Origin of the sequence: Bifidobacterium sp. M0353, from assembly GCF_016100645.1 — a bacterium.
In the GTDB taxonomy this organism is placed as follows: Bacteria; Actinomycetota; Actinomycetes; order Actinomycetales; family Bifidobacteriaceae; genus Bombiscardovia; species Bombiscardovia choladohabitans.
Genome location: NZ_JACFSB010000001.1, coordinates 741,804 through 764,352 on the forward strand (window position 1 = coordinate 741,804; position 22,549 = coordinate 764,352).

A 22,549-nucleotide genomic window follows, 5' to 3' on the forward strand; every position below is an offset into this window, starting at 1 on the left:
GCGTCGCGGATGGCGCTCCGGATACCGGTGCAGAAGGACATCGGGGAGTACGAGGAGAAGATCGTCGGGAAGATGAGCCTGCGCACGCTCGCATGCGTGTCGCTCGGCTTCGGCAGCGCGGTCGGGGCGGCGGCCTTCGTCCACCTGGGCCTGCACGCCGACGTCGCGGACGCGGCCTTCCCGATCATGCTCTGCAGCATGCCGTTCTGGCTCGCCGGGTTCTGGCGGCCCTTCGGCATGCGCGCCGAGGAGCTGCTGCCGCTTTTGGCGGCACACGAGCTCTCCCCGCAGCTGCTCGCGTACGAGCCCTGCCTCGCCGGGAGCCTCCCCGAGGGCTCGCCGCGCCCGGGCCGCCCGGGACGTCGCGCGAGGCGCAGGGCAAGGAAGAAAGGAGCCGAGCTCTATGAGCCGAGCAAGAAGCAACAAGGAGAATAGGCCGAAGCGCCCGAGCACCCTCGGGCTGCTCCTCGGCGGCACGGGCGGGCGCAAGGACGCCTCGAAGGGCGCGGAGGCCGAGCGGCAGAGGCGCCGCCGGGAGCGCGACCGCTCGCGCGAGATGGCCGCCTACGTCGGCTACGACGCCATGTACAGGGACGGCATCGCCCAGGTGATGCCCGGGGTGTTCAGCCAGACGGTCGAGTTCTCCGACATCAGCTACCAGTCCGCGCGCAAGGAGGCGCGCGAGACGGCCTTCACCGTGATGAGCTCGCTGTTCAACTACTTCCCGGCGGACTCCCACGTGCAGCTCCAGGTAGTGAACGCGCCCATCCCCGCCGACGAGGTCGGCCGCAAGGTCTTCTTCGAGCCCGGGGAGCGCGCCACCGCCGGGCTCGCCGAAGAGTACAACCGGATCCTCAACGACAAGATGCGCGAGGGCGTCTCGAACCTCGTGCGCCACCGCTACCTGACCTACGCCGTGGGCGCCGACGACGTCGACGCCGCGGTGCCCAAGCTCGCGCGCATCCGGGGCGACGTGGAGCAGACGCTCGCGCGCATACGCTGCTCGTCGCGCGCCCTCGACGGCGTCGAGAGGCTCGAGCTTTTGCAGGGGCAGCTGCGCCCGGGGTCGCGCTTCGAGTTCTCCTGGGACAAATTGTCCCCGACGTCGGGAGCGCGCACGAAGGACTTCGTCATGCCCTCCACGCTCGACTTCAAGCCCGAGGGCAGGTCCGACTGCTTCCGCAGCGACGGGCGCTACGGCGCGGTGCTCGCGGTGCGCAGCTTCGGGTCAGTCATCGAGGAGACCTACCTCGCCTCCATCATCGACCTGCCGCTGCCGCTCAACGTGACGCTGCACGTGCAGCCCATCGCGCAGAGCGAGGCGCTCGCGCTCGTGAAGCGCCAGATCGACTGGATGGACAAGGAGATCATCGACGAGCAGATGAGCGCCGTGAAGAAGGGCTACGACTACCAGATCCTGCCGCCCGAGCTGCGCTTCTCGAAGGAGGAGGCCGAGGAGCTGCTCGACTTCCTGCGCAACAAGTCCGAGCGCCTGTTCGTCTACACGGGCCTCGTCTACACCTGGGCCGACAGCCTCGAGGAGCTCGACCGCCGCGTCCAGCAGGTGACGAGCGTCGCGCAGGGCTGCACGATCGGCCTCGAGCCGCTCCACTTCCGGCAGCGCCAGGCTCTCAACTCGGTGCTCCCGCTCGGGGACAACCACGTCACCGTGAGCCGCTACCTCACCACGGGGCAGGTGGCCATGCAGATGCCCTTCGCCAGCCAGAGCCTCGACGAGGCGGGCGGAGGCTACTACGGGCAGTCCAGGGAGAGCGGGAACCTGGTGCTGTGCGACCGCAAGCGCCTGGCGAGCCCCATGGGCTTCGTGTGCGGCAAGCCCGGATCGGGCAAGAGCTTCTCGGTGAAGCGCGAGATAACCAACACCGTGCTCGCGCACCCCGAGGACGAGGTCGTGATCTTCGACCCGGCCGGCGAGTACGGCAACCTCGTCGGCGCGCTCGGCGGTGCGAACGTCGAGCTCGCCCCGGGATGCTCGGCGGTGCTCAACCCCCTCGACACCGCCGACGTCGCGGACCGCGCCGACGCCGCCAAGCTCGCGTACAAGACCGACGCGGTGCTCGCGCTCTCGAGCGCGCTCATGGCCGAGGGCCGCGAGGGCCTGCCGGAGCGCGACCGCTCGATCATCGCCCGCTGCGTCGGCGAGGCGTACCGGGAGTGCGCGAGGGACGGCCGCCTGCCCACGCTCGGCGACTTCCACGCGGCGCTGCTCGCTCAGCCCGAGCCCGAGGCCGCCGACATCGCGCTGCGCTACGAGCGCTACGTGAAGGGCGCGTTCTCCTTCTTCAACGGCCAGAGCAACGTGGCGCTCGACAACCGCATCACCAACATCGACATGCACGGCCTCGGCCAGAACATGCGCGTGTTCGGCATGATCACGGCGCTCGAGATGGTGCGCAACCGCGTGATGGTAACGCCGCCGCGCCCCAACTACACCTGGCTCTACATCGACGAGGTGCAGAGCCTCTTCGCGCACCCGACGGTGGTCGAGTACTTCGCCCGCCTGTGGCGCGAGGGGCGCAAGTTCGGCCTCATCTGCACCGGCATCAGCCAGAACACGAGCCACATGCTGGCCAACGCCGAGGCCCGCGACATGGTGCTCAACTCCGAGTTCTTCCTGCTGCACAAGCAGTCCACCGCCGACCTCGACGCATGGGCGGAGATGCTCCAGCTCTCCGCCACGGAGCGCGGCTACATCGGCGACGCCGTCAAGCCCGGCGAGGGCCTGCTCATCAGCGCCGGGATCCGCGTGCCCATCACCGACGACTTCCCGAAAGGCCCGCTCTACGACCTGTGGAACACCAAGCCCGCAGAGGTCGCCGAGCGCGAGATGCGCCGGGCGGCGCGAGAGGCGGAGGAATAGGAATGGCCGGCCCGAGCGAGGGCGGCGGGATGCTCGAGGTGGTCGGGGCGCAGCGCCGCGACGTGCTCACCGCGGGCGACGTCGCGGAGACCGAGCGCGACGCCCTGGGAAACGTCTCGGAGGGTGCCGGCCCGCTCGACGAGGCGGGAGGCCCCGCCGCAACGGCGAAGGGGCGCCCTTCCAGGCCCGACGCGCCGGAAGGCGGGCTCGGGGACAAATTGTCCCAACCAGCCGGCGACCGGCGCGCGGCGGCCGCGATGCGCTCGCGCGTCGATGCGGCGAAGCTGGCGATCGCCCGGGAGGCCGTCTCCCAGCTCGACGACTCGGAGGAGCTCGAGGGCGCCTCGGGCATGTACGACGCGGGGCGTGCGGCCAAGAAGGCCGCGGGAAGGCTGCGGCAGAGGAAGGCGAAGAAAGCAGCCCAAGGCAGCCGCAAGGCGGCGACCGCGCTCGGCGCCCCAAAGGGAGGCGCGCGCGGCCCCGAGGCAGCCGGCGCGACCGCCCCGGCCAAGCACCAGGCGGCCCAGGCGGCCGCGCAGGCGTCGGGCGAGGCGGCCCGAGCCGCGGGGTCGAAGGGCGCCGCCTCCGCGATCGCGGGCGCGGTCTCGGGCGCAGCGCCCGCCCTGCTCGGGGCGGTGGCCGGCATCGTGGCCTTCGTCGCCTGCGCGCTCGCCGTCGCGCAGCTGCTGAGCGCGCTGTTCGGCTTCTGGGACGACGCGGCCTCCAAGCAGGGCCTCGAGGGGCTGCCGCCCTACATCACCTACGAGATGGTCGAGGCGGCGCTCGAGTGCCAGGAGGAGTACGGGCACCCGGCGGGCTGCACCATCGCGCAGATCATCCAGGAGTCCGGCCAGGGCGACCGCATGAGCCAGCTCGCAGAGCGCGACCACAACCTCTTCGGCATGAAGTGGTGGTCGGGCTACGCGGGCTGCCCCGAGGTGGCCGGCAAGGCGAACTGGGCCACCAGCGAGGAGTACGTGCCCGGCGAGCACACCCAGATCACGGCGAGCTTCATCCGCTTCACCGGCGACGCCGAGTGCATCCGCTTCCGCAGCAGGGTCTTCCTGCAGGCGGAGCGCTACTCGGGCAACGCCCTCATCCGGGAGGCGATCGAGAGGCACGACTCGGACAGGATGGCCGAGGGGCTCAAGGACGCCGGCTGGGCGACCGACTCGTCCTACGTCGAGTCCCTGAAGTCGATCATGGCGCAATGGGGCCTCTACCGGCTCGACTCCATGACGGTCGAGGACCTGAAGGACTCGACCGCGAACGGGAACGCGATCGTCGAGGCGGCGTACAGCCAGCTCGGCGTGCCCTACGTGTGGGGAGGCTCGACCCCCGGCAAGGCGCTCGACTGCAGCGGGCTCACGCAGTACTGCTACGCGCAGGCGGGCATCCGCATAAGCCACTACACGGGTTCCCAGTACGAGGAGCTCAGGCGCATACCGCTCTCGGAGGCGAAGCCCGGCGACATCCTCTACCGCTCGGGCCACGTGGCCATCTACATCGGCGACGACAGGTACATACACGAGCCGCGAACGGGCGACGTGTGCCGCATAGCGAGCGGCATCGGCAGCTTCAGCTGCGCGCTCACCGCGAGATAGGAGAAACCAATGCAGGGAAAGTCAAGGGTCATGGCCGCCGTCGCGGCAGGCGCGCTCACCGTGGCGCTCGGCGCGGGCGCGGCGCGCTGCGCCATCGCCCCGCAGGAAGGCGCGCAGGATAGTCCCCAGGAGCAAGAGCAGCCCGCGGCTGCAGGCGCCGACGCGGCAACCGGGAAGGCCGCCTCGGGCGCCGAGGCGCTCTGGAACACCGCATGGACGGGCGCCGACGACCCGACAGCCACGCTGCGGATCGTCGAGGGCGCCATGGTGGAGAGCGCGGGCGGCACCGAGCGCGCCTGGTTCTTCTCGGCCGAGGAGCCCTCCGAGGCCGGCGGCGTGCTCAGCGTGCCCATCGAGGTCAAGGGAACCGGCGACAAGGCGGGAGGGCTCTCGCTCATCCAGGTCTCGGGCGACGGGGACGCCCGCACCCTGGCATGCGACCTCCTGACGCAGGCCTACGTGCCCCAGAAGGCGCAAGACGGAGCGTTCTCCGTGACCGGCACCGACGACCGCCTCTCCGAGGCGCTGGGCGCGGATGCCGCCGCCATCGAGGAGGCCGTCGCCGGGAAGGCGGCGGAGGTGTCCCCGCAGGCGGCGGGAGCCACCTGGGACAAGGAGGTGTGGCTCGACTACGCCGGGAACGTCGCGTCGACGACCTTCACGCTCGACGACCCCGCCTCGACGGTGGTCACCGTGGTCTCGCGCGGCGGCTCGCTGGAGGCGATGTAGCCGTGCGGGCGCTCAAGGCGCAGCGCCGCAGGGCGTTCGCCATCTCCGCCGCGGCGGCGTTCGCCCTCTGCGCGCTCCTGCTCGTCCCCGCGCAGCCGGCATACGCCGACATAGCCGGGGACGTCAACGATTGGCTGTGCGGCCTTCTGCGCGACTGCTGCAACTGGATGTTCAAGGCTCAGACGGGCGTGCTCGGGTCGATCGGCGCGAACGGGATCCTCTCGGCCGACTTCGCGCACATGCTCACGAGCTCGAGCGACCTGACCATGCACGACGTCGCCCGGGGCGTATGGCAGGTTGCCATCCTGCCGATCGGGTGCGGGGTGCTCGGCCTGGTCTTCACCCTGAAGCTCGTCGAGATCTCCCAGCGCATGGACGGCAGCCAGAGCCTTCCCGGCGTCAAGGAGGTCGTTTTCCTCCTCGTGTTCTTCGCCGTGTTCCTGTTCCTCATACAGAACAGCTTCGACCTGATGGCGTCGATCTACGAGGTCTGCGGGCTCGCCATCGACCGAGTCGAGGCGCTCTTCGGCGCCGGAGGCGCGCTCGACCTGCCCGAGGTGTCCGTCGTCACCACCGACGACGACATCCCGTCGCTCATCGCCATGCTCGTCGTGAGCCTCATCAGCTGGGTCGTGGTGCTGGCGGCCTACGTCGTCGCCCTCGTGGTCTGCTGGGCCCGCGCGCTCCAGCTCTACATCATGGCCGCGTTCGCCCCGATCCCGCTGGCGTTCCTCGGCATGGACGCCACGCGCCAGATAGGCCTTGGCTACCTGAAGAGCTTCGGGGCGGTCTGCATCGCCGGCGTCATCATCCTCGTGCTGCTCATATCGTTCCCGCTCGTGCTCGGCGGGCTCACCGGGGCGAACCCCGGGACGGGCACCCCGGCCGACGCGGTCGCAAACGGGCTCACCTACGCGCTGCAGTACCTGGCCATGTGCGTGCTGCTCATCCTGGCCCTCGTGAAGAGCGGCTCCTGGGCGCGCGACATCGTGAGCGGCTTCTAGCGGAAAAGCGAGGAAGGGGGCGGTCGCCATGAGATAGGGGCACCGCGCCGGGGCACGCGTCCCGGCGGATGAAGACAAGGACCGATTGAAAACGAAAAGGAGGAAAGACATGGAAGAGAGGAAGAACGTGTACCTCTCGCTGCACAAGAGCTTCGTGCGCGAGGGCATCGAGTACACCGACCGCGCGACCGGCGAGACCAGGACCTTCAACTCGGCGACCCTTCCCAAGGGCACCGTCGTCGACGGCGTGGACGTGGGAGGCTACGAGTTCAGCCCCATGTTCGTGAACGAGAGCCGCTTCAAGGGGGCCGACTTCCGGGACATACCGCTGCTCGCGAACCGCGAGGTGTGGCTGAGGAAGACGGTGATGGGCCCGGACGGCCAGCCCGAGCTCGACGAGGACGGCCGCGCGGTCAAGGACACCGTGAAGGTCATGCCCGCGCAGCTCAAGGAGGCCGTTGACGCAGGGCGCTCGCGCTACCTCGCGGAGCGCGCCGAGCACGCCCGCCAGGCGAGCCGCGCCGCCGAGCACGAGGCGCCCCGCGCACAGCGAAGCGTCGAGAGATAGGGAGGCGGAAAGATGAACGCAGCGAAAGACTGCACCCTGCAGGAAAAGCTCCTCCGATGCGCCATGGCGCTCATCCTGGCGGCGGGGGCGCTGCTCGCCTCCGTGGCGGCCTCGCCCGCCTACGCCGCGCCGAGCACGGTAGACGTGTCCATCGGCGGCAAGATCCCCTACGGCGGCTTCGCCACCACGTGGATGAGCGCCGACGGGAACATCGCCTACTGCGCCGAGCCCTCGTCCCCGACGCCCGCGCCGGGCTCCTACTCGACGAGCCCCGTGCCGAGCGGCGACGTGACAGCGGCGATCTGGTACTCGTTCGGCTCTCCCGGCTTCGACGCGTCGATGTTCCCGGGCAGCTGGTACGACGGCGGCGGCTGGGACGACGCGAAGTACGCCGCGGCGAGCCATGTGCTCATCGCCTACGCCTACTCTGGGTCCGAGTCGGCTGCCACGCACGGCACGAGCGCCGAGTTCGCCTCCTGGGCGAAATCCGAGCTGATCGGCGGGACCTTCGCCAAGATGAAGGCGGGCGCCGGCAAGGTATCCGCCGGGTTCGAGGCATTCTGCGTCAGGACCGGCGGCGGCTCTCAGACGCTCGTGAGCTTCAGCTGGTCCACGGGCGGAGTCAAGGTCGCCAAAACGGACTCCGAGGCGGGCGCGGAGCCCCAGGGCGACGCCTCGCTCGACGGCGCGAGCTTCTCCGTCGTTAACGAGACCGGCCGCTACGTGCTGGTCGGCGGCAAGTACTACGCCGACGGCGAGGTATGCGCCACGATAAAGACCGCGCCCGAGGACGGGTCGCACGTCGCCGCGACCGGCGCCGACACCCTCCCCGCGGGCAATTACCGCATCGTCGAGTCCGGCGCGCCCGAGGGCTACGACGCCAGCGACGCCTCCGTCACGTTCACCGTGAAGGCCGACGAGATGCGCGACCTCACGGGCGACCCCGTGACCGACGAGGTCTTCCGCGGCGGCGTGCAGGTGACCAAGTCCGACAAGGAGCTGCAGGCGTCCGAGGCGCTCGCGGGCAGCGGCCACAAGGAGGCGCCTGGCGAGCACCCCGGCCTCGACGGGATCGAGTTCACCGTCACGAACCGCTCGGCGCACAAGGTCCTCGTTGACGGCGAATGGCGCGAGCCGGGCGAAGCCGTGGCCACGCTGACCACCGCATGGAACGACGAGGCCGGCGCCTACACCGCGCAGACCGCGGCCGACGCACTGCCGTACGGGACCTACGACGTGCGGGAGACGGCGACGAACGGGAGCTACCTGCTGACCGACGGCGAGCCCCGCACCTTCGAGGTCCGCACCGGCGGCGAGATCGTGAGCGCCTCCGCGGACGGCGCCGCGCTCGAGTTCCGCGACCAGGTGGTGCGCAACGACCTCGAGCTCTCCAAGAAGAGCGAGTCCGACAACGCCGGCCTCATGGTCCCGTTCGCCATCGAGAACGCGGCCACCGGCGAGACTCACGTGCTGGTCACGGACCGCAACGGCGACGCGTCGACCGCGAGCAGCTGGAACAGGCACTCGAGGGACACCAACGCCAACGACGCCCTGCTCGGCCATGAGGGTCCGATCGAGCCCGCCGAAATGGACCCGAAGGCCGGCATCTGGTTCTCGCTCGGCGAGGACGGCTCCTCGGCGCCGGTCGACGACTCGCTGGCGGCCCTGCCGTACGGCGCCTACACCATGACCGAGCTGCGCTGCGATGCCAACGAGGGCCTCGAGCTCATCACGAGGAGCTTCTGGGTCGATCGCGACTCGACGGTCGCGAAGGCCGTGTGGATGGGCCTCGACGACCAGGAGGGCCCGCGCATCTCCACCACGGCAAAGGACGGGGCGGACGGCGACAAGGACGTCTCGGCCGACGCCGAGGCCAAGGTCGTCGACACCGTCGCCTACGAGGGCCTGAAGGCCGGCGAGGAGTACGAGCTCTCGGCCACCCTCGTCGACAAGGCGACCGGCGAGCCCGTGGCCGACGCCTCGGGCGTGCCCGTGGAGGCCAAGGCCGAGTTCGCCCCCGCGCTCTCGACCGGCAGCCAGGACGTCGAGATCGCCTTCGACGCGAGCCTGCTCGGCGGCCGCGACCTGGTCGCGTTCGAGAGCCTACGCAAGGACGAGGCCGAGGTGGCGTCGCACGCGGACCTCTCCGACGAGGGCCAGACAGTCCACGTCGCCGTCGAGGTGGGCACGCAGGCGGCCGACGCCGCCGACGGCGACCAGGTCATCGAGGCCGGCAAGGCCAAGGTCATCGACACGGTGGCCTACAAGGGCCTCGTCCCCGGCGAGACCTACATCGCCGTGGGCACGCTCATGGACAAGGGCACCGGAGAGCCGTTCCTCGACAAGGACGGCAACGAGGTGACCGCGCGCACGCCCTTCGAGCCCGAGGCACCCTCCGGCACCGTCGAGGTGACCTTCGAGTTCGACACCGAGGGCCTGGCCGAGGGAGACGAGCTCGTCGTCTTCGAGAAGGTCCTGGACTCCGCCGGCAACGTCGTGGCGGCCCACGAGGACATCGACTCCGCCGAGCAGAGCGTCGTCGTGGACAACCCCGGCACGCCCGAGGTCCCCGAGGAGCCCTACGCCAAGACCGGGGCCGACGCCCCCGACGGCACCGGCTACGCCGTGGCCGCGGGCATCGCTCTGGCAGCTGCGGCGGGTGCGGGCGGGGCGCTCGCGTACCGCAAGCGCAAGACGGCCGGCGCAAGCAAGGACGCGGCAGACGAAGAGCCGGAAGAGTAGCGGCGCCGCATCGATACCGAACCGGAGGCCCTGGGCGCTCGCCCGGGGCCTCCCCTGCGAACGGGGGAGGACATGAACAAAGGGAAAGCCGCCACGGCGCTCGCCATTGCCGTGGCGTTGCTGGCGATGGGGGCGCTCGCCGTCCTGCCGCTGTCCGAGAGGAACCCTTACGAGGTGCACGAGGTGCCTACTGCGGAAGAGGACGCGACAATGGAGGCTCAAGAGACGGGAGGCGGCATCGACTGGGACGCCCTTCCCGCCTCCGTCGTCGCTTGGGTGCGCGTGCCGGGCACGACCGTCGACTACCCGATCGTCCAGGGCCGGCCCGAATCGCCCGACTTCTACCTCACGCACGACGCCGGCGGCGAAAGATCCGCGTGGGGCGCTCCCTACATAGATGCCGGGTGCGCGCAGGGTGCCGAGAGCCCGCTCGTCATCGTCTACGGGCACCACATGTCCGACGGCACCATGTTCGCGCCGCTCGCGCAGTACTCGTCGCGCGACTTCGCCGAGGGGCACCGCACCATCCGGATCTACACCCGCGAGAAGGCGATCGAGCTCAAGGTCTTCGCGGCCGACGTGGTCGACGCGAGCTCGGAGGGCAAGCGGACCGACTTCGCCGACGCGGCGGAGCTCGCCGCCTACCTCGGGGACAAATTGTCCCGGTGCGAGGTCGTCCTGGAAGAGCCGGCGGACATCGCGCAGGCCTGGGCCTTCGTGACGTGCAGCTACCAGACGAGCAACTCGCGCACCGTCGTCTACGCGAAGGAGGTGGAAGGATGGGATTCGCGCCCTTCGGAATAGGGCTCCTCATGGGGCTCCTCACGCTCACGGCCTACGCCTGCTGCGCAGCCGGCGACGACGACCGGGACTAGCCGTGGGAAATCGAAATCGCACAACGGAAAGAGGCGGGCAATTGCCCGCCTCTTCTCACATCACCCACTTGAACACGGCACGGAACAGCCAGACGAAAAAGCCCAGCGTGACCTTAAGCGCCGCCATGAGGAACCTACCAAGCCTCTTCATCGACGTCACCCCAATCTTCCTTGACCTTGCGGGCGCCCTCGTCGGCGCCCTCCTCCTTCTCTTGCGCGAGCAGCCTCGCCAGCTCGTCGGGCACGCCCGGGACCTCTGCCCTCCCCAGAGCGCGCTGCAGGTCCCTTATCTGCGATTTCAGCGGTTTTGAGGGAGGGCCCACGTGCTCGCGGTAGCAGGCGCCGATCGCGGCCGCGTCGCACAGGAAGCCCCGCACCCGGGCGAACGCCTCGTCGCCGTCGAGCAGGACGCGGCGGGCTCGCCCCAGCTCGGCCTCCGAGGCCAGCATGAAGCGCCAGCCACGGGACCTGCGCGCGGCCGGTATCCCGTCCGCGGGCGCGTCGGCGCGCCAGTCGTCGCGCACCTGGTGCCAGTTCGCCGTGAGCCAGAGCCCCTTCTCGGGCTCCTCCCGCATCTCGAGCTCGAACTCCGTGAGCATGTTCGCGCCGGAGAACGGCGACCCCTCCGTGAACGAGAGCGTGTCGAACAGCGTCGTCCTGCCGCCCTCGTACTCTATCCTCACCATCATCTCCGGCCCCTCTCCCTGCGCTGGTCCTGCTGGGCCCGCTGCCGCTCGGCGGCGAGGATGCGCTGTTGCTCGTCCGCTCGGTGGCACTGGCGCGAATTGCCGCTGGCATCGTCGCGCCCTTCACCGTCCCCGTAGCGGGTCTTGAGCGGCATGAGCCCGTTCTCGGCCATGTAGGCGCGGGCGGCCTCGAGGCGACGGTATCCCTCGCCGCCCGCCTGGCCGCGCCGCTCGAGCGTCGCCATCCTGAGCCCGAACTCCTCGATGGACTCGACGTCGAACTTCGCGCACGTCTCGAGCGCCGAGGAGAGCCTGCTCAGCTCCGAGAGGTCGTTGAGCTCGAGGGCTCGCTCGGCGGCCTCGCGGATCCGCGCGGCGCTCGCGTCCGTGGGGCGGTAGGCGCCTTCGCGCTCGAAGCGCCGGCGCAGCATCTCCTTGCCGTAGACGAACCCCAGGCGCTCGCCGGTTACCTTCTTGGACGGTTCCTCCGCCAGGCTGAACACCCAGTCGTCCCGCCGCGCCTTGGCCGAGTTGTCGGCGACGTGCACGCCCAGGGCGTCGAGGATGCCGAAGAACTCCGCCTCGTCGCGCGCCGTGGTCTTGGCGAGCGCGACGCGGGCGCGGATGTCGCCGACCCACGAGTAGCCGCCCGAGCGCATGATCTCCTTCTCGGCCCGGCCCAGGTAGACGCTCCTGCGGCTCCTGGGCCCGCCCGCACCTGCCCGCCCGCGCGCCTTCGACGGAGATTCGGGCGCCCGGTCGTTGGAGAGCCCCGACAGCCCGCGCTCGCGCGCCATGTCCTGCAGGTCTCGGTTGAGGTCCTCGGGGTGCTGGGTCTGCATGCGGTAGCCGGTGCGGAGGTTGGCGTTGTTCACGACGATGTGCGCGTGCGGTATGCCGCGGGCGTTGTCGTCGTGGTAGACGATGGCGATCTCGTGGTCGTCGAAGTGCCTGAGCGCCCACGAGCACGCGAGCTCGCGCAGCGTCGCCAGGTCGATGTCGTCGCCGGGGTCCGGCGAGAGCACGAAGTGCTTGAACGTGCGCGCGGGCTTGCCCCTCCAGGGTGCGTCCGTGCCGAACGCGGCGCGCGTGGCGTCCATCTCGGCGTCCCAGGCGCAGGCCTCCTTGGCGTCTTCCCCCAGCGCGCCGGCGTCGCGCTCGTCGTAGCTCAGGTTGAACAGGTCGCGCGCCAGGGCGCGGCCTCCCTTCTCGAGGTAGCGGCGGATGCCGCCCGTCGAGCCGTGGCCGCTTATCGGCTTCAGGATCGGCATGGCGAGCCCTCCACGAGCGAGTCGGCGCCGATGCGACCGAGCTCCGCCGCCATCTCTCGGGCCGCGGCGTTCACGTCGGCGAGCTCGCGCTCGATCGTCGGGATGCTATCCGCGACGAGGTCGCGGTCGACGTGCCCGTGGCGGGCGTGGAAGTTGATGAGGTTCATCGCGTGCACGGCCTGGTTGTAGTGGTAGCCCCACTTCGTGAGCTCTCGCGACATCGCCCACAGGGCTCTGCGGTCCACGAGTATGCGGTGCTCGTCTCCCGCGTTGGCCTCCGTCGACAGCGGTATGCGAACGAGGTAGCGCAGGTACTCCGACTTGCTGAGGCCGGCACGCTCGCACCGCTCGCAGAGCGCGTCGTAGTCGCCTCCCTCCATGCGGAACGTGACGCGGCGCTCCTTGCCTTTGGCGGCGCCGGCTTCCTCTTCCATGGCGGATTCCTTTCCTCGGGCCCGCCGCGCGGCGGGCGCGTCTCTCTAGGGGTGCGGGGGATCCCCCGCAGGCGGCGGCCCGGCTCGGGCGCCGCCTCTGGGACCGGGCCTCGCGAAAGCGGGCTCCCGAACGGCCCGCGGCATGACGGGTCCGAGGCCGCCCGGTCCCCAAGTGCTATGGACGCCCGACGCGATGTCGGACGCCATAGGCTACTTGCTGGATTTCGGGCCTGAGGCCCTTCTGCGGCGCTTTCGGGCATCGGTGCCCGCATCCGTGTAGGGCGCGGTCATGAGCGCCATCTCCCGCAGCAGCGAGAGGTCGGCCGGGCTCGGGCTCTCGGGCGGGCTCTCCAGGAAGTCGGCGACGAGCCTCGCGGCCTTCGCGATGCGGCCGTCGGGGCCTGCCTGCGTCTTGCCCTCGCTCCTCACGTAGTCGGAGAGCTCGCGCTTGGTGCGCCGCCAGGGCTCCATCGCGGCGTGCATCTCCGCCTGGCGCTCCTTCGGCATGCCCGCGAGCGTGCGCACCGCCTCGGCGCTGAGGTTGCCGCGGTCGGCCTCGGCGGCCCACTCGGGCGAGAGGTCCTCGGCGATGCGGCGGGCAAGCCTCTCCTCGCGCGCGATGGTCTTGCCGGAGACCTTGCGGCCCGTCTGCCGCTCGATGATGGCGGCCTTCACGTCGTCGACGCGCATGCCGGAAAGCGACGGGTCCTCGGAGCGCAGGCGCACGGCGTCGCCCCTGAGCGCCTCGGTCGCTGCGGCGCGCTCGGTCACGGTGAGCGCGCGGGTGAAGTAGTTCGCGGCGTGGAGCAGCGTCACCGCCCGCTCGTCGTCGATGCCCTCTATCACGCGGCAGGGCATCTTCTCGTAGGCGGGGTCGTCCTTGGCGAGCAGCGCGTAGGCGGCCTTGCGCCGGTGCCCGGAGACCATCTGCCACGAGCCGTCGCCGACCTTGCGCACGAGCGGCAGGTCGGTGAGGCCGTCCTCGCGTATGGACTCGGCGAGCTCGGCTATCCCCGTTGGGTCCATGGAGTAGGCGGCGTTCGCCGGGTGGTCGGCGATGTCGGCCACCGCTATCTCGGACACCGGGTAGCGCCCGCGGGTGCGCGACGCGCCGTCGAGAAGCCCCGTGATGGTGAAGCCCGCGGCCACCTGGCTAGGCGAGCTCACGGGACACCTCGTCGGCGAGAGCTTCGTAGTCGCGTGCGGGGCGGCTCCCCGGCTCGAAGGCCGCCACCGGCTTCCATTGCCAGCTGCCCTCGCAGACCTTGCTGCTCGCGTGGATGACCGTCTCGAACTGCTCGCCCGGGAAGAACCCGTCGAGCACGGCCGCGCCCGTGGCCTCGGCGTTGGTCATGCGGCCGGGCACGCAGGTGCGCAGTATCTTCCATCTGGGCGTGGACATGCGCAGAGCGTCCGCGATGGAGCGCGTCGCCTCCACGGTGAGCGCCGTGCCGCGCATCACGGTGGAGTCGAGCTTCACGGGGATGACGACCATGCCGCCCTCCGTTGCGGCGAGGTAGGCGTTGAAGGCGAGCCTGCGCATCACGGGGCTGCAGTCGATGAGGCAGACGTCGTAGGAGCCCGAGGCGTCGTCGAGGGCGAACTTGAGGCGCTGCTCGCGCAGGAGCATCTCGTTCTGGTCGACGAGGTCGATGGTCGAGGCCACCACGTCGAGGCCCTCCCCGGCGGCGTAAGCGACCTCTTCCACGGGCGCGCCGCCGTAGAGCAGCTCGACCGAGGTGCGGCGCTCGGAGGCGGCGCGGTCGTAGAGGCCGAAGAAGTCGGTGGCAGACGCCTGCGGGTCGAGGTCGACGAGCAGGGTCCGAAGGCCCCTGGCGGCGAAGATGGCCGCCAGGTTGACGGCGGTCGTCGTCTTGCCGACGCCGCCCTTGTAGTTGGAAATGGCTATCGTGCGCATGGGTCGCGTCCTCTCTAGCGTGGGGCGCGCCTCGCCGCATCCGGTCCGGCGCGCCCCGAGTCTCGGAGCGTCGGGACAAAACCGTACGGATTTGTCCGACAAGCGGAGTGTACCACGAAAACGTACGTATATGTACGTTTTCGTGGTACAGGGGCCGGTTTCGGGGGAAAGCCCGGCCCCGGGAGCCCGGGGCCGGGCGCGCCGCCTAGGAGAGCGGCTCCATCTCGCCGAAGCAGTTGATGTGGTGGCGAAGGAGTGCGCGGTTCTCCTTGACGACCATCATCGCCACCTCGTCGAAGCGGACCGGGGTGTCGGCGTAGTCGTCGCCGTTGCCGGCGAGCCACCTCGCCGCCAGCGCCTCGCGCAGCCCGCGCGCCCTGTGGGCCTCGGGGAAGCCGTCCGTCCCGATCCGGACCGTGGCGTCGACGAAGACCAGGGTCCCGTCCTCGTCCACCGCCACGAGGTCGATCCCGCCGATGCCCTCGGGTCCCTGCCAGGCCTCGTCGACGATCTCGTAGCCCTTGCGCTCGAGGAAGGCCTTGACCGCGCCCATCGCCTTTTCCTTCATGTCGTTCATGTCTTGCTCCTTAGACTCTGAGGCCCGCCCCTGTGGCGTGCCTTGCGCCGCGTGAGTCGCATGCAGCGCGGGCGTGCCTGCAAGGGAGGAAGCGAAGTCGGGCATGGAAATAGAAGTCTCCCGACGGCAGTTTTTCGCGTTGTTCGCGCGCGGAGCGCATGGGGCGAAGAACCCGAAAAAGTGTCGCGGCCCTTGCTGGCCGCCTGCCGGCGTGCGACCCTGCGCGTCCAAGGAGCGCCGGGGCGGGTATTCGGATCAAAGGGGCGCAGGCGTGCGGCATGGAATCCGGCGTGGGCGCCGAGACCCTCCGGGCATGGGATGCGGCCCATCGGCGGTTGCTGGGCTCCCGCGGGGATTGACGACGACGTCGTGGCGGGGACGGAGGCGGGTTCCCGAGTCGCGGCGCCGCGGCATGAGTCGGGACGGACGGCTTTCCCGTGCCGCTTGCGGCCGATATGCGCACGGGACCGCGGGCGGCGAGATGGTTCTCCGCATGGAACGGCTACGGTGCTGCGCGACACGTCCGTTGAGAGAAGGAGGCGAGCTGATGTTGAGCCACGAAGAGAAGTTGGAGCGCATCGAGCTCATCGATGCCGTGTGCGATGCCGGGAGGCTGGCGAGGGGCCTGGACCAGCTGCTCGAGTCCCTGGCGCATGCCGACCAGCTGGACCCGCTCGACGTCGAGGGGATTCTGGCCCTGAAGTCGATAAGTGAGAGGTGCGCCGAGCGCATCGGCGACGCCGCGCGAATCTTGGAGGCTCAGAACGAGGTTCTCTACGCCGAGGAATGGGCAAACGCCAAACCTCGCGAAAACGAGAGATGAGGACCCGAACGAAAGCGGCCATCCAAGCCCGATCAGGGCGTCCATCGCCGTCCGCGCTCATATAAAGCCTGGACATCGGCTGTCCTCGCATTCCCAGTGCCGCCGCGTGCCGTCGCGTTATAATGCTGCAAACGCATTTGTATTGCATTTCGAGCGATGGGAGCGCAGATGCCCGACAGCTACAAGGAGCTCATCAAGAGCAATCCCGACGAGACCGAGATCAGAAGCTTCCTGGTGGACGGCGACCAGGTCTCCGTGACCCTGCGCATCCCCGACACCCTGCGCGACGCGGCGAAGGAGGAGGCGGCCCTGCGGGGCATGAGCTTCTCCGCCTTCGTGCGCACCTGCATGATCGAAGAGCTCGCGAAAAAGGGGGCATAGAGGCGTGAAGTCGCTAAGCAACGTCGGCGCGGAGCGCCTGGGAGACGCCCTCGGCGAATCCATCGACGACGGCGCGAAGTTGTCGATAATCAGCTCGTATTTCACCGTGTTCGCCTACGGGGAGCTCAAAGAGGAGCTCTCCAAGGTCGACGAGGTGCGCTTCCTGTTCAGCGAGCCCACCTTCATCAAGCGCATGGCCGACTCGAAGGAGCCGCGCGAGTTCGAGGTAGCCCGCCGCGCGCGCGAGGTCGGCGTCGGCGGCTCGGGGCTCGAGCTCACGCTGCGCAACAACCTAAACCAACGCGCGCTCGCCCGCGAATGCGCCGAGTGGATCCGCGAGAAGGGCGTCTTCAAGTCCGCCAAGACGTCCGGCGCCATTCAGCCGGGCGGCACCTACGTGGTGGAGAACCCATCCGGCGACGACCACGCCTTCATGGGCGCCGCCGCGAACTTCACGCAGGAGGGCCTCGGCTACGAGCGCCGTCCGGGAACCGTGACCTGCGTGAGCCATTTCGAGAACGCGACCGAGGCCGTCGGCCTCAAGATGATGTTCGAGTCGGTCTGGGACAACCCTGCCATGGTCGAGGAGGTCACCGCGCAGGTGGCCGCCCAGGTCGAGACGCTCTACCGCGAGAACCCGCCCGAGTTCATCTATTTCCTGACCCTGTACCACCTGTTCCGCGACTTCATGGAGGACGACGAGGACAACGGCATCCGCCCCGGCCTCAAGTTCGAGGAGTCCGTGGTCTGGAGCAAGCTCTACGACTTCCAGAAGGACGCCGTCGTGGGCGCCATCCGCAAGCTGGAGAAGTACAAGGGCTGCATCATCGCCGACTCGGTGGGCCTGGGCAAGACCTACGAGGCGCTCGCCGTCATGAAGTACTACCAGGAGCGCAACGACCGCATCCTCGTGCTGTGCCCGAAGCGCCTGCGGGACAACTGGACCCTGTGGACGCAGGACAACGACGACCGCAACCCGCTGGCCGACGACCGCTTCAGCTACACGGTGCTCAACCACACCGACCTGTCGCGCTACCACGGCATGAGCGGCGAGGTGGACCTCGAGCACCTGCGCTGGGGCCACTTCGACCTCCTCGTCATCGACGAGAGCCACAACTTCAGGAACAAGAGCACCGACGCGGACAAGACCGACCGCTACACGCGCCTCATCGAGGACGTCATCAAGTCGGGCCAGCGCACGAAGGTGCTCATGCTCTCTGCCACCCCGGTGAACAACCGCCTGCTCGACCTGCGAAACCAGATCGAGCTCATCACCGAGGGAGACGACGCGTACCTCGCCGATACCGATGGCATCCCGTCGATCACCCACGTGACGCGCGTCGCCCAGCAGAGGTTCAACGAGTGGAGCAAGCTCTCCGACTCCGAGCGCACGACCGAGAGCTTCGTGAACGCGGTGAACGCCGACTACTTCAAGCTGCTCGACGTGCTGACCATCGCGCGCAGCCGCAAGCACATCACGAAGTACTACGGCGCCGCGAGCGGTACCTTCCCGGCGCGCCGGCCGCCCCTGTCGTTTCAGACGCCCATTGACCTAGAAGGCGAGCTGCCGCCGATTGCCGTGCTCAACGACATGATCGCCCAGCTCACGTTCGCCCAGTACCAGGTGCTCTCCTACGTGCGCGCCGACCAGCGCCGCAAGTACGAGGACCGCTACGGGGACACGTGGGGCAAGGACTTCGAGAGCCAGGTCCACCGCACGACGGCGGTGGCCAACCTCATGCGCGTCAACGTCCTCAAGCGCATGGAGTCCTCCGTGAACAGCTTCCGCATCACGCTGCGACGAATCCTCGACGGCTGCGTCGACCTGCGCGCGAGGCTCGACGCCGACGCGTCGGGGGTCGCCTACGGCACCGAGGGCCTCGAGGACGGGTTCGACGACGACGATGCCGAGGAGTTCGAGGCCGGCGGCAAGGTGCGAGTCGACCTGCGAGACGTCGACGCCCTGCGCCTGGGCCAGGACCTCGACTTCGACATCCAGGTGCTCCGGGCCCTGCTAACCTATGCCGACGCGGTGACGCCCGAGCGCGACGCCAAGCTCGTGAAGCTGCGCGACTTCATCGCGGGCAAGGTCAGCGAGCCGTACAACCCCGGCAACCGCAAGGTGCTGGTGTTCAGCGCGTTCGCCGACACGACGGCGTACCTTTTCGAGCAGCTGGCGCCCTGGCTGAAGCGCGAGCTCGGAATCGAGTGCGCCGAGGTGGCGGGCAGCTCCAACCGGACCTACTCGCTGAAGCTTCCCAGGACCACCTTCGAGAACATCCTCGCGAGGTTCTCTCCCGTCTCAAAGGAGCTGCCGGAGAGCCAGCGGGAGCTCGGCGAGATCGACGTCGTCTTCGCGACGGACTGCATCTCCGAGGGCCAGAACCTGCAGGACTGCGACTGCCTGGTGAACTACGACATCCACTGGAACCCCGTGCGTATCATCCAGCGCTTCGGCCGCATCGACCGCCTGGGATCGAAGAACTCCCAGATCCAGCTGGTCAACTTCTGGCCGGACATCGCGCTCGACGAGTACATCCAGCTCGAGGGCCGCGTGAAGGGGCGCATGGCGCTGCTCGACGCGTCGGCAACCGGCGAGGAGAACGTGCTGGAGGCCAAGGGCAATGGAGAGATGAACGACCTCAAGTACCGTCGCCGGCAGCTCCAGCAGCTCAAGAGCGAGGTGCTCGACCTCGAGGACATCTCGGGCGGCATCTCGATCACGGATTTCGCCTTCGACGACTTCCGCGTGGAGCTCCAGCGCTACGCCAAGGAGCATCCCGGCGCGTTGGAGAACTCGCCGGCGGGACTGCACGCCGTGGCCCCCATCCCCGACGAGCTTCGCAGCGACGTGAAGCCAGGCGTGGTCTTCTGCCTCAAGCAGAACGACGAGGGCAACGATCCCAGGGACACGAACCCTGTCTTCCCGTACTACGTGGTGTACGTGTCGGCCGACGGCGAGGTCATGACGAAGCACACCCAGCCCAAGCCGGCGCTCGACATCATGCGCGCCGTCTGCTCTGGGCATCCCGAGCCCATCGCTAAGCTGTGCCGCGAGTTCAACCGCGAGACCCGCGACGGGACGAGGATGGACGCCTACACCGACCTGCTTGACGATGTCGTTGCGGCCATCACCGGAACGCAGCAGGACAAAGGCATCGAGAGCCTGTTCAGCCTGGGAGAGGTCGGCAGCGGCACCGTCATGGGCTTCAACGACTACTCGTTGGTATGTTTCGCGGTGCTGCGATGAGCGGCATCGACTGGAACGGAATCCTGCGCCTGCCCGAAGCGGCGCTCGCGGGATGCCGCCGCATTCCCAAGACGGTGCTCGTCAAGCAGGCCATGCTCACCAAGACCGAGCAGAAGAGGCTCGACAAGGTCGCGCGCCTCGAGCACTTCGCCACGGTCCAGAAGTCCACGACGCGCATCCCGCCGTACGAGGACGACGAGCGCAACGTGCAGAGCGTCGTCTTCCTCCGTTGCGAGATGACAGCCGGGACCATGGCGGTGGCCGAGGTGGCGGAGCTCGTGCACAAGTGCTTCCCGAACCCGACGGTGCTCCTGGTCGAGGCGGGCGGCTGCGCGTGCATATCGGTCGCCCTCACGCGGAGGAGCCAGGCCGAGCAGGGCGCGACGGTCGTCGACCGAGTCGAGTCGACGGGCGCGTTCGATCCTGGCCGTTCAGAATACGCGGACTTCCTAGGCGCGCTGGCATTCGGGCGGCTCTCGCAGGGCGACCTCTGGGAGTACCTGGTCGACCTGTCGCGCACCGTAGCGCTGTCCCGCGCGATTGGCGGCCTGGGGTTCTACCCCGTATGCCCCGCTCGAGACCGGGAAAAGCTGATCGCCCTCACGTCGCGCTACGATGAGATGGGAGCCTCCGTCAAGCGGCTGAAGGAGCAGCGGCGGTCGAAGGACATAACGCTCAACGAGTCCGCGAAGCTGAGGATGGAAATGAAGGAAGAGGAGCGACGCCTGAGGGCGGTCGCCGATGAGATAAAGGAGATCTGCAATGGCCGTTCTAGATGAGTATATTTTGCGAGCGGCGCGCCTTTTGAGTGATGCTGCAGATGAGGATGTTGATGCGCTCTGCCGTGAAATCATGCAGGTCTTCGACCTCGACTACACTAACCCCGAGGCTTTAAAATATATCAATTCCTCAAGCTCATTTCGCTACTCGAAAAGCGACCTAGGGATGATTCTCCAGAAGCTGCGCCTAAAGCGGGAAGACTCAGACGACAAAGCGTTCGGTGCCGCATTCTGCGCAACTATAACGCAGCATATCAGGAGACTGGAGCAAGCTCTTGAAGAGGGCGTGAAAGACGACGAGCTCAAAGCCGTATACGACTCAATCGACTACGTCTACGCAAACGCGAGGGGCTACGACTCCTACACGGACGGACTAGCCTCCTATTCCTATGGGTCTTCCAATCGCAATGATTTCAACGATGAACAGACGCAACTACGTATCGACAAACTGAAGCATTTCCGTGATGAGGAGCTCCGTAAGCTGAAAATCGCCGAAGCGCAGGGCGCTAGCGTCAGCCTCACGGCATCCGCCACGAGCAACGTACAGGTCACGTTAGAGGCAACCTTTGAACAGATTGACAAATTGCCAGAGACAACGCTTTCCGATGACGAGAAGACGCTGCTCAAAGGGATGATGGGCGATCTCAACACAAAAGATAAAAGCAAACGGGGCAGCAAGCTTGACAAACTCCTGAGCTGGCTTGCCGGCAAGGGCACCGACGTTTTTATTGCCGCCATGCCCTACATAGTTCAACTAATCAAATCTCAACTTTCCTAGGAGGAGACCTCATGGGCGAGATAGAAAAGATGACTCTTGAATCGGAGAGTCTTATTGACGACCGCCTGAATAAGCTCAAGGAGCTGATGCCCGAAGTGTTCTCCGAGAGCGGAATCGACTTCGACAAACTGCGGCTGGAGCTTGGCGACGAGGTAGACGAGGGCCTGGAGCGCTATGCGTTCACGTGGCCCGGCAAGGCCGATGCCATCCGCCAGTCGCAGATGTCCAGCACTGCTACTTTGCGTCCCCGTATCGAGAAAAGCCGCAGCCGCGATGGAGAGGATGGGTCCTTCGACTCGGACAACATTTATATCGAAGGCGACAATCTCGAGGTGCTGAAGCTCCTACAGCGCGGCTACCACGGCAAGGTCAAGATGATCTACATCGACCCACCCTACAACACGGGTCACGACTTTGTCTACAAGGACAATTTCGGCAACTCTGTCGATAACTATAAGGAGCAGGCGGGACTCGCCGGCCAGTCCAACGCCGACACAAGTGGCCGCTACCATAGCGACTGGTGCTCGATGATGTACCCTAGGTTGAGACTGGCTCGAGAGCTCCTAACCGACGATGGCGTCATTTTCATTTCGATTGACGATAACGAAGACCGCAATTTGCGCATCCTCTGTGACGAGGTGTTCGGAGAGGCAAATTTCGTTTCTCAGCTAATCTGGGAACGAGCTTACTCGCCCAAGAATGACGCCAAATACGTTTCAAATAGCCATGATTATGTTCTCGTATACGCCAAATCCATTGAGCGCTTTGTGATTGGACGCCTGCCGAGAACAGACGAGGCAAACGCCCGCTACAAGAATCCAGACAACGACCCTCGAGGCGTTTGGAAGCCAAGCGACCTCAGTGTAAAGACTTACAGCCCAGATTCCGACTATCCAATCACAACGCCCTCGGGGCGTGTTGTAGAGCCTCCAGCAGGACGCTGCTGGAGGCTCTCGCGAAACGCGTTTCGCGAGAGACTCCAGGATAACCGCATTTGGTTTGGCCCAAACGGCGACAGCGTCCCTTGCATCAAGCGTTTCCTAACAGAGCTCAAATATGATGGAATGGCTCCAACTTCAATCATGTTTTACAAAGAAGTGGGTCACAGCCAGGAAGGCGCCAAGGAGCTCGTATCTCTATTTGACGGAAAGGGCTATTTCGATGGACCGAAACCGACGAAACTACTTCAGCGCCTGATAACCCTTGCGAATCTGCTAATGTGCGATAAAGAAGTAATAGAAGTGTAAAA

Annotated in this window: 20 protein-coding genes; 14 read left to right on the forward strand and 6 right to left on the reverse strand. The window is 67.6% G+C overall.

What is annotated here, in order from left to right; translation table 11 throughout:
• Window positions 1–9: 9 nt before the first annotated feature.
• From H3V04_RS02965 to H3V04_RS03000, 8 genes are all read left to right on the forward strand, one after another.
• Complete coding sequence (locus tag H3V04_RS02965) at window positions 10–435, forward strand: PrgI family protein (protein ID WP_073293314.1); 426 nt, start codon at window positions 10–12, stop codon at window positions 433–435.
• The gene (locus tag H3V04_RS02970) at window positions 404–2,881 is read left to right on the forward strand and encodes a VirB4-like conjugal transfer ATPase, CD1110 family (RefSeq protein ID WP_073293312.1); all 2,478 of its coding nucleotides are present in this window, start codon (window positions 404–406) and stop codon (window positions 2,879–2,881) included. Before H3V04_RS02965 ends, H3V04_RS02970 begins: the two co-directional genes overlap by 32 nt.
• Before the next feature lie 2 nt (window positions 2,882–2,883).
• The gene (locus H3V04_RS02975) at window positions 2,884–4,485 is read left to right on the forward strand and encodes an NlpC/P60 family protein (protein WP_198187152.1); all 1,602 of its coding nucleotides are present in this window, start codon (window positions 2,884–2,886) and stop codon (window positions 4,483–4,485) included.
• Window positions 4,486–4,515: 30 nt separating this feature from the next.
• Window positions 4,516–5,214, forward strand: a complete 699-nt coding sequence (locus H3V04_RS02980; RefSeq protein WP_198187153.1) for a hypothetical protein — start codon at window positions 4,516–4,518, stop codon at window positions 5,212–5,214.
• Window positions 5,215–5,216: 2 nt separating this feature from the next.
• The gene (locus H3V04_RS02985) at window positions 5,217–6,218 is read left to right on the forward strand and encodes a hypothetical protein (RefSeq protein ID WP_198187154.1); all 1,002 of its coding nucleotides are present in this window, start codon (window positions 5,217–5,219) and stop codon (window positions 6,216–6,218) included.
• Window positions 6,219–6,327: 109 nt separating this feature from the next.
• Complete coding sequence (locus tag H3V04_RS02990; RefSeq protein WP_073293310.1) at window positions 6,328–6,786, forward strand: DNA gyrase; 459 nt, start codon at window positions 6,328–6,330, stop codon at window positions 6,784–6,786.
• Between the two features lie 12 nt (window positions 6,787–6,798).
• Window positions 6,799–9,528 carry a VaFE repeat-containing surface-anchored protein gene (locus H3V04_RS02995; protein WP_096227024.1) on the forward strand — a complete coding sequence of 910 codons (2,730 nt, stop codon included), beginning with the start codon at window positions 6,799–6,801 and terminating at the stop codon, window positions 9,526–9,528.
• Window positions 9,529–9,600: 72 nt separating this feature from the next.
• Window positions 9,601–10,332, forward strand: a complete 732-nt coding sequence (locus H3V04_RS03000) for a class B sortase (RefSeq protein ID WP_071128194.1) — start codon at window positions 9,601–9,603, stop codon at window positions 10,330–10,332.
• Between the two features lie 205 nt (window positions 10,333–10,537).
• On the opposite strand, the gene H3V04_RS03005 is transcribed toward H3V04_RS03000, so the two are convergent.
• From H3V04_RS03005 to H3V04_RS03030, 6 genes are all read right to left on the reverse strand, one after another.
• On the reverse strand, window positions 10,538–11,092 hold the full coding sequence (locus H3V04_RS03005) for a hypothetical protein (RefSeq protein WP_073293304.1): 555 nt from the start codon (window positions 11,090–11,092) through the stop codon (window positions 10,538–10,540).
• The gene (locus H3V04_RS03010) at window positions 11,089–12,360 is read right to left on the reverse strand and encodes a relaxase/mobilization nuclease domain-containing protein (protein WP_096227023.1); all 1,272 of its coding nucleotides are present in this window, start codon (window positions 12,358–12,360) and stop codon (window positions 11,089–11,091) included. The genes H3V04_RS03005 and H3V04_RS03010 overlap by 4 nt, the downstream gene beginning before the upstream one ends.
• Window positions 12,348–12,794, reverse strand: a complete 447-nt coding sequence (locus H3V04_RS03015) for a CopG family transcriptional regulator (RefSeq protein ID WP_015540324.1) — start codon at window positions 12,792–12,794, stop codon at window positions 12,348–12,350. The genes H3V04_RS03010 and H3V04_RS03015 overlap by 13 nt, the downstream gene beginning before the upstream one ends.
• A 210-nt stretch (window positions 12,795–13,004) precedes the next feature.
• Entirely contained in the window at window positions 13,005–13,961 is a 957-nt protein-coding gene (locus H3V04_RS03020; RefSeq protein WP_096227022.1) for a ParB/RepB/Spo0J family partition protein, read from the reverse strand.
• On the reverse strand, window positions 13,948–14,712 hold the full coding sequence (locus H3V04_RS03025) for a ParA family protein (protein ID WP_198187155.1): 765 nt from the start codon (window positions 14,710–14,712) through the stop codon (window positions 13,948–13,950). The genes H3V04_RS03020 and H3V04_RS03025 overlap by 14 nt, the downstream gene beginning before the upstream one ends.
• Window positions 14,713–14,917: 205 nt before the next feature.
• On the reverse strand, window positions 14,918–15,289 hold the full coding sequence (locus tag H3V04_RS03030; protein WP_096227021.1) for a YraN family protein: 372 nt from the start codon (window positions 15,287–15,289) through the stop codon (window positions 14,918–14,920).
• A gap of 547 nt (window positions 15,290–15,836) precedes the next feature.
• On the opposite strand from H3V04_RS03030, the gene H3V04_RS03035 reads away from it, so the two are divergent.
• The 6 genes from H3V04_RS03035 (at window position 15,837) to H3V04_RS03060 (ending at window position 22,547) form a co-directional block, all read left to right on the forward strand.
• Window positions 15,837–16,112: a hypothetical protein gene (locus H3V04_RS03035; RefSeq protein WP_052118776.1), complete on the forward strand. Its 276-nt coding sequence runs from the start codon at window positions 15,837–15,839 to the stop codon at window positions 16,110–16,112.
• Window positions 16,113–16,268: 156 nt separating this feature from the next.
• A complete protein-coding gene (locus H3V04_RS03040; protein ID WP_006720139.1) occupies window positions 16,269–16,493 on the forward strand; it encodes a YlcI/YnfO family protein in 225 nt (74 codons plus the stop codon).
• Window positions 16,494–16,497: 4 nt separating this feature from the next.
• Entirely contained in the window at window positions 16,498–19,743 is a 3,246-nt protein-coding gene (locus tag H3V04_RS03045) for a helicase-related protein (protein WP_033499418.1), read from the forward strand.
• Window positions 19,740–20,522 carry a DUF4391 domain-containing protein gene (locus H3V04_RS03050; RefSeq protein WP_033499419.1) on the forward strand — a complete coding sequence of 261 codons (783 nt, stop codon included), beginning with the start codon at window positions 19,740–19,742 and terminating at the stop codon, window positions 20,520–20,522. The genes H3V04_RS03045 and H3V04_RS03050 overlap by 4 nt, the downstream gene beginning before the upstream one ends.
• Window positions 20,506–21,300: a hypothetical protein gene (locus tag H3V04_RS03055; protein ID WP_033499420.1), complete on the forward strand. Its 795-nt coding sequence runs from the start codon at window positions 20,506–20,508 to the stop codon at window positions 21,298–21,300. The genes H3V04_RS03050 and H3V04_RS03055 overlap by 17 nt, the downstream gene beginning before the upstream one ends.
• A gap of 11 nt (window positions 21,301–21,311) precedes the next feature.
• Window positions 21,312–22,547 carry a site-specific DNA-methyltransferase gene (locus H3V04_RS03060; RefSeq protein WP_197702168.1) on the forward strand — a complete coding sequence of 412 codons (1,236 nt, stop codon included), beginning with the start codon at window positions 21,312–21,314 and terminating at the stop codon, window positions 22,545–22,547.
• The last annotated feature ends 2 nt before the right edge of the window (window positions 22,548–22,549 follow it).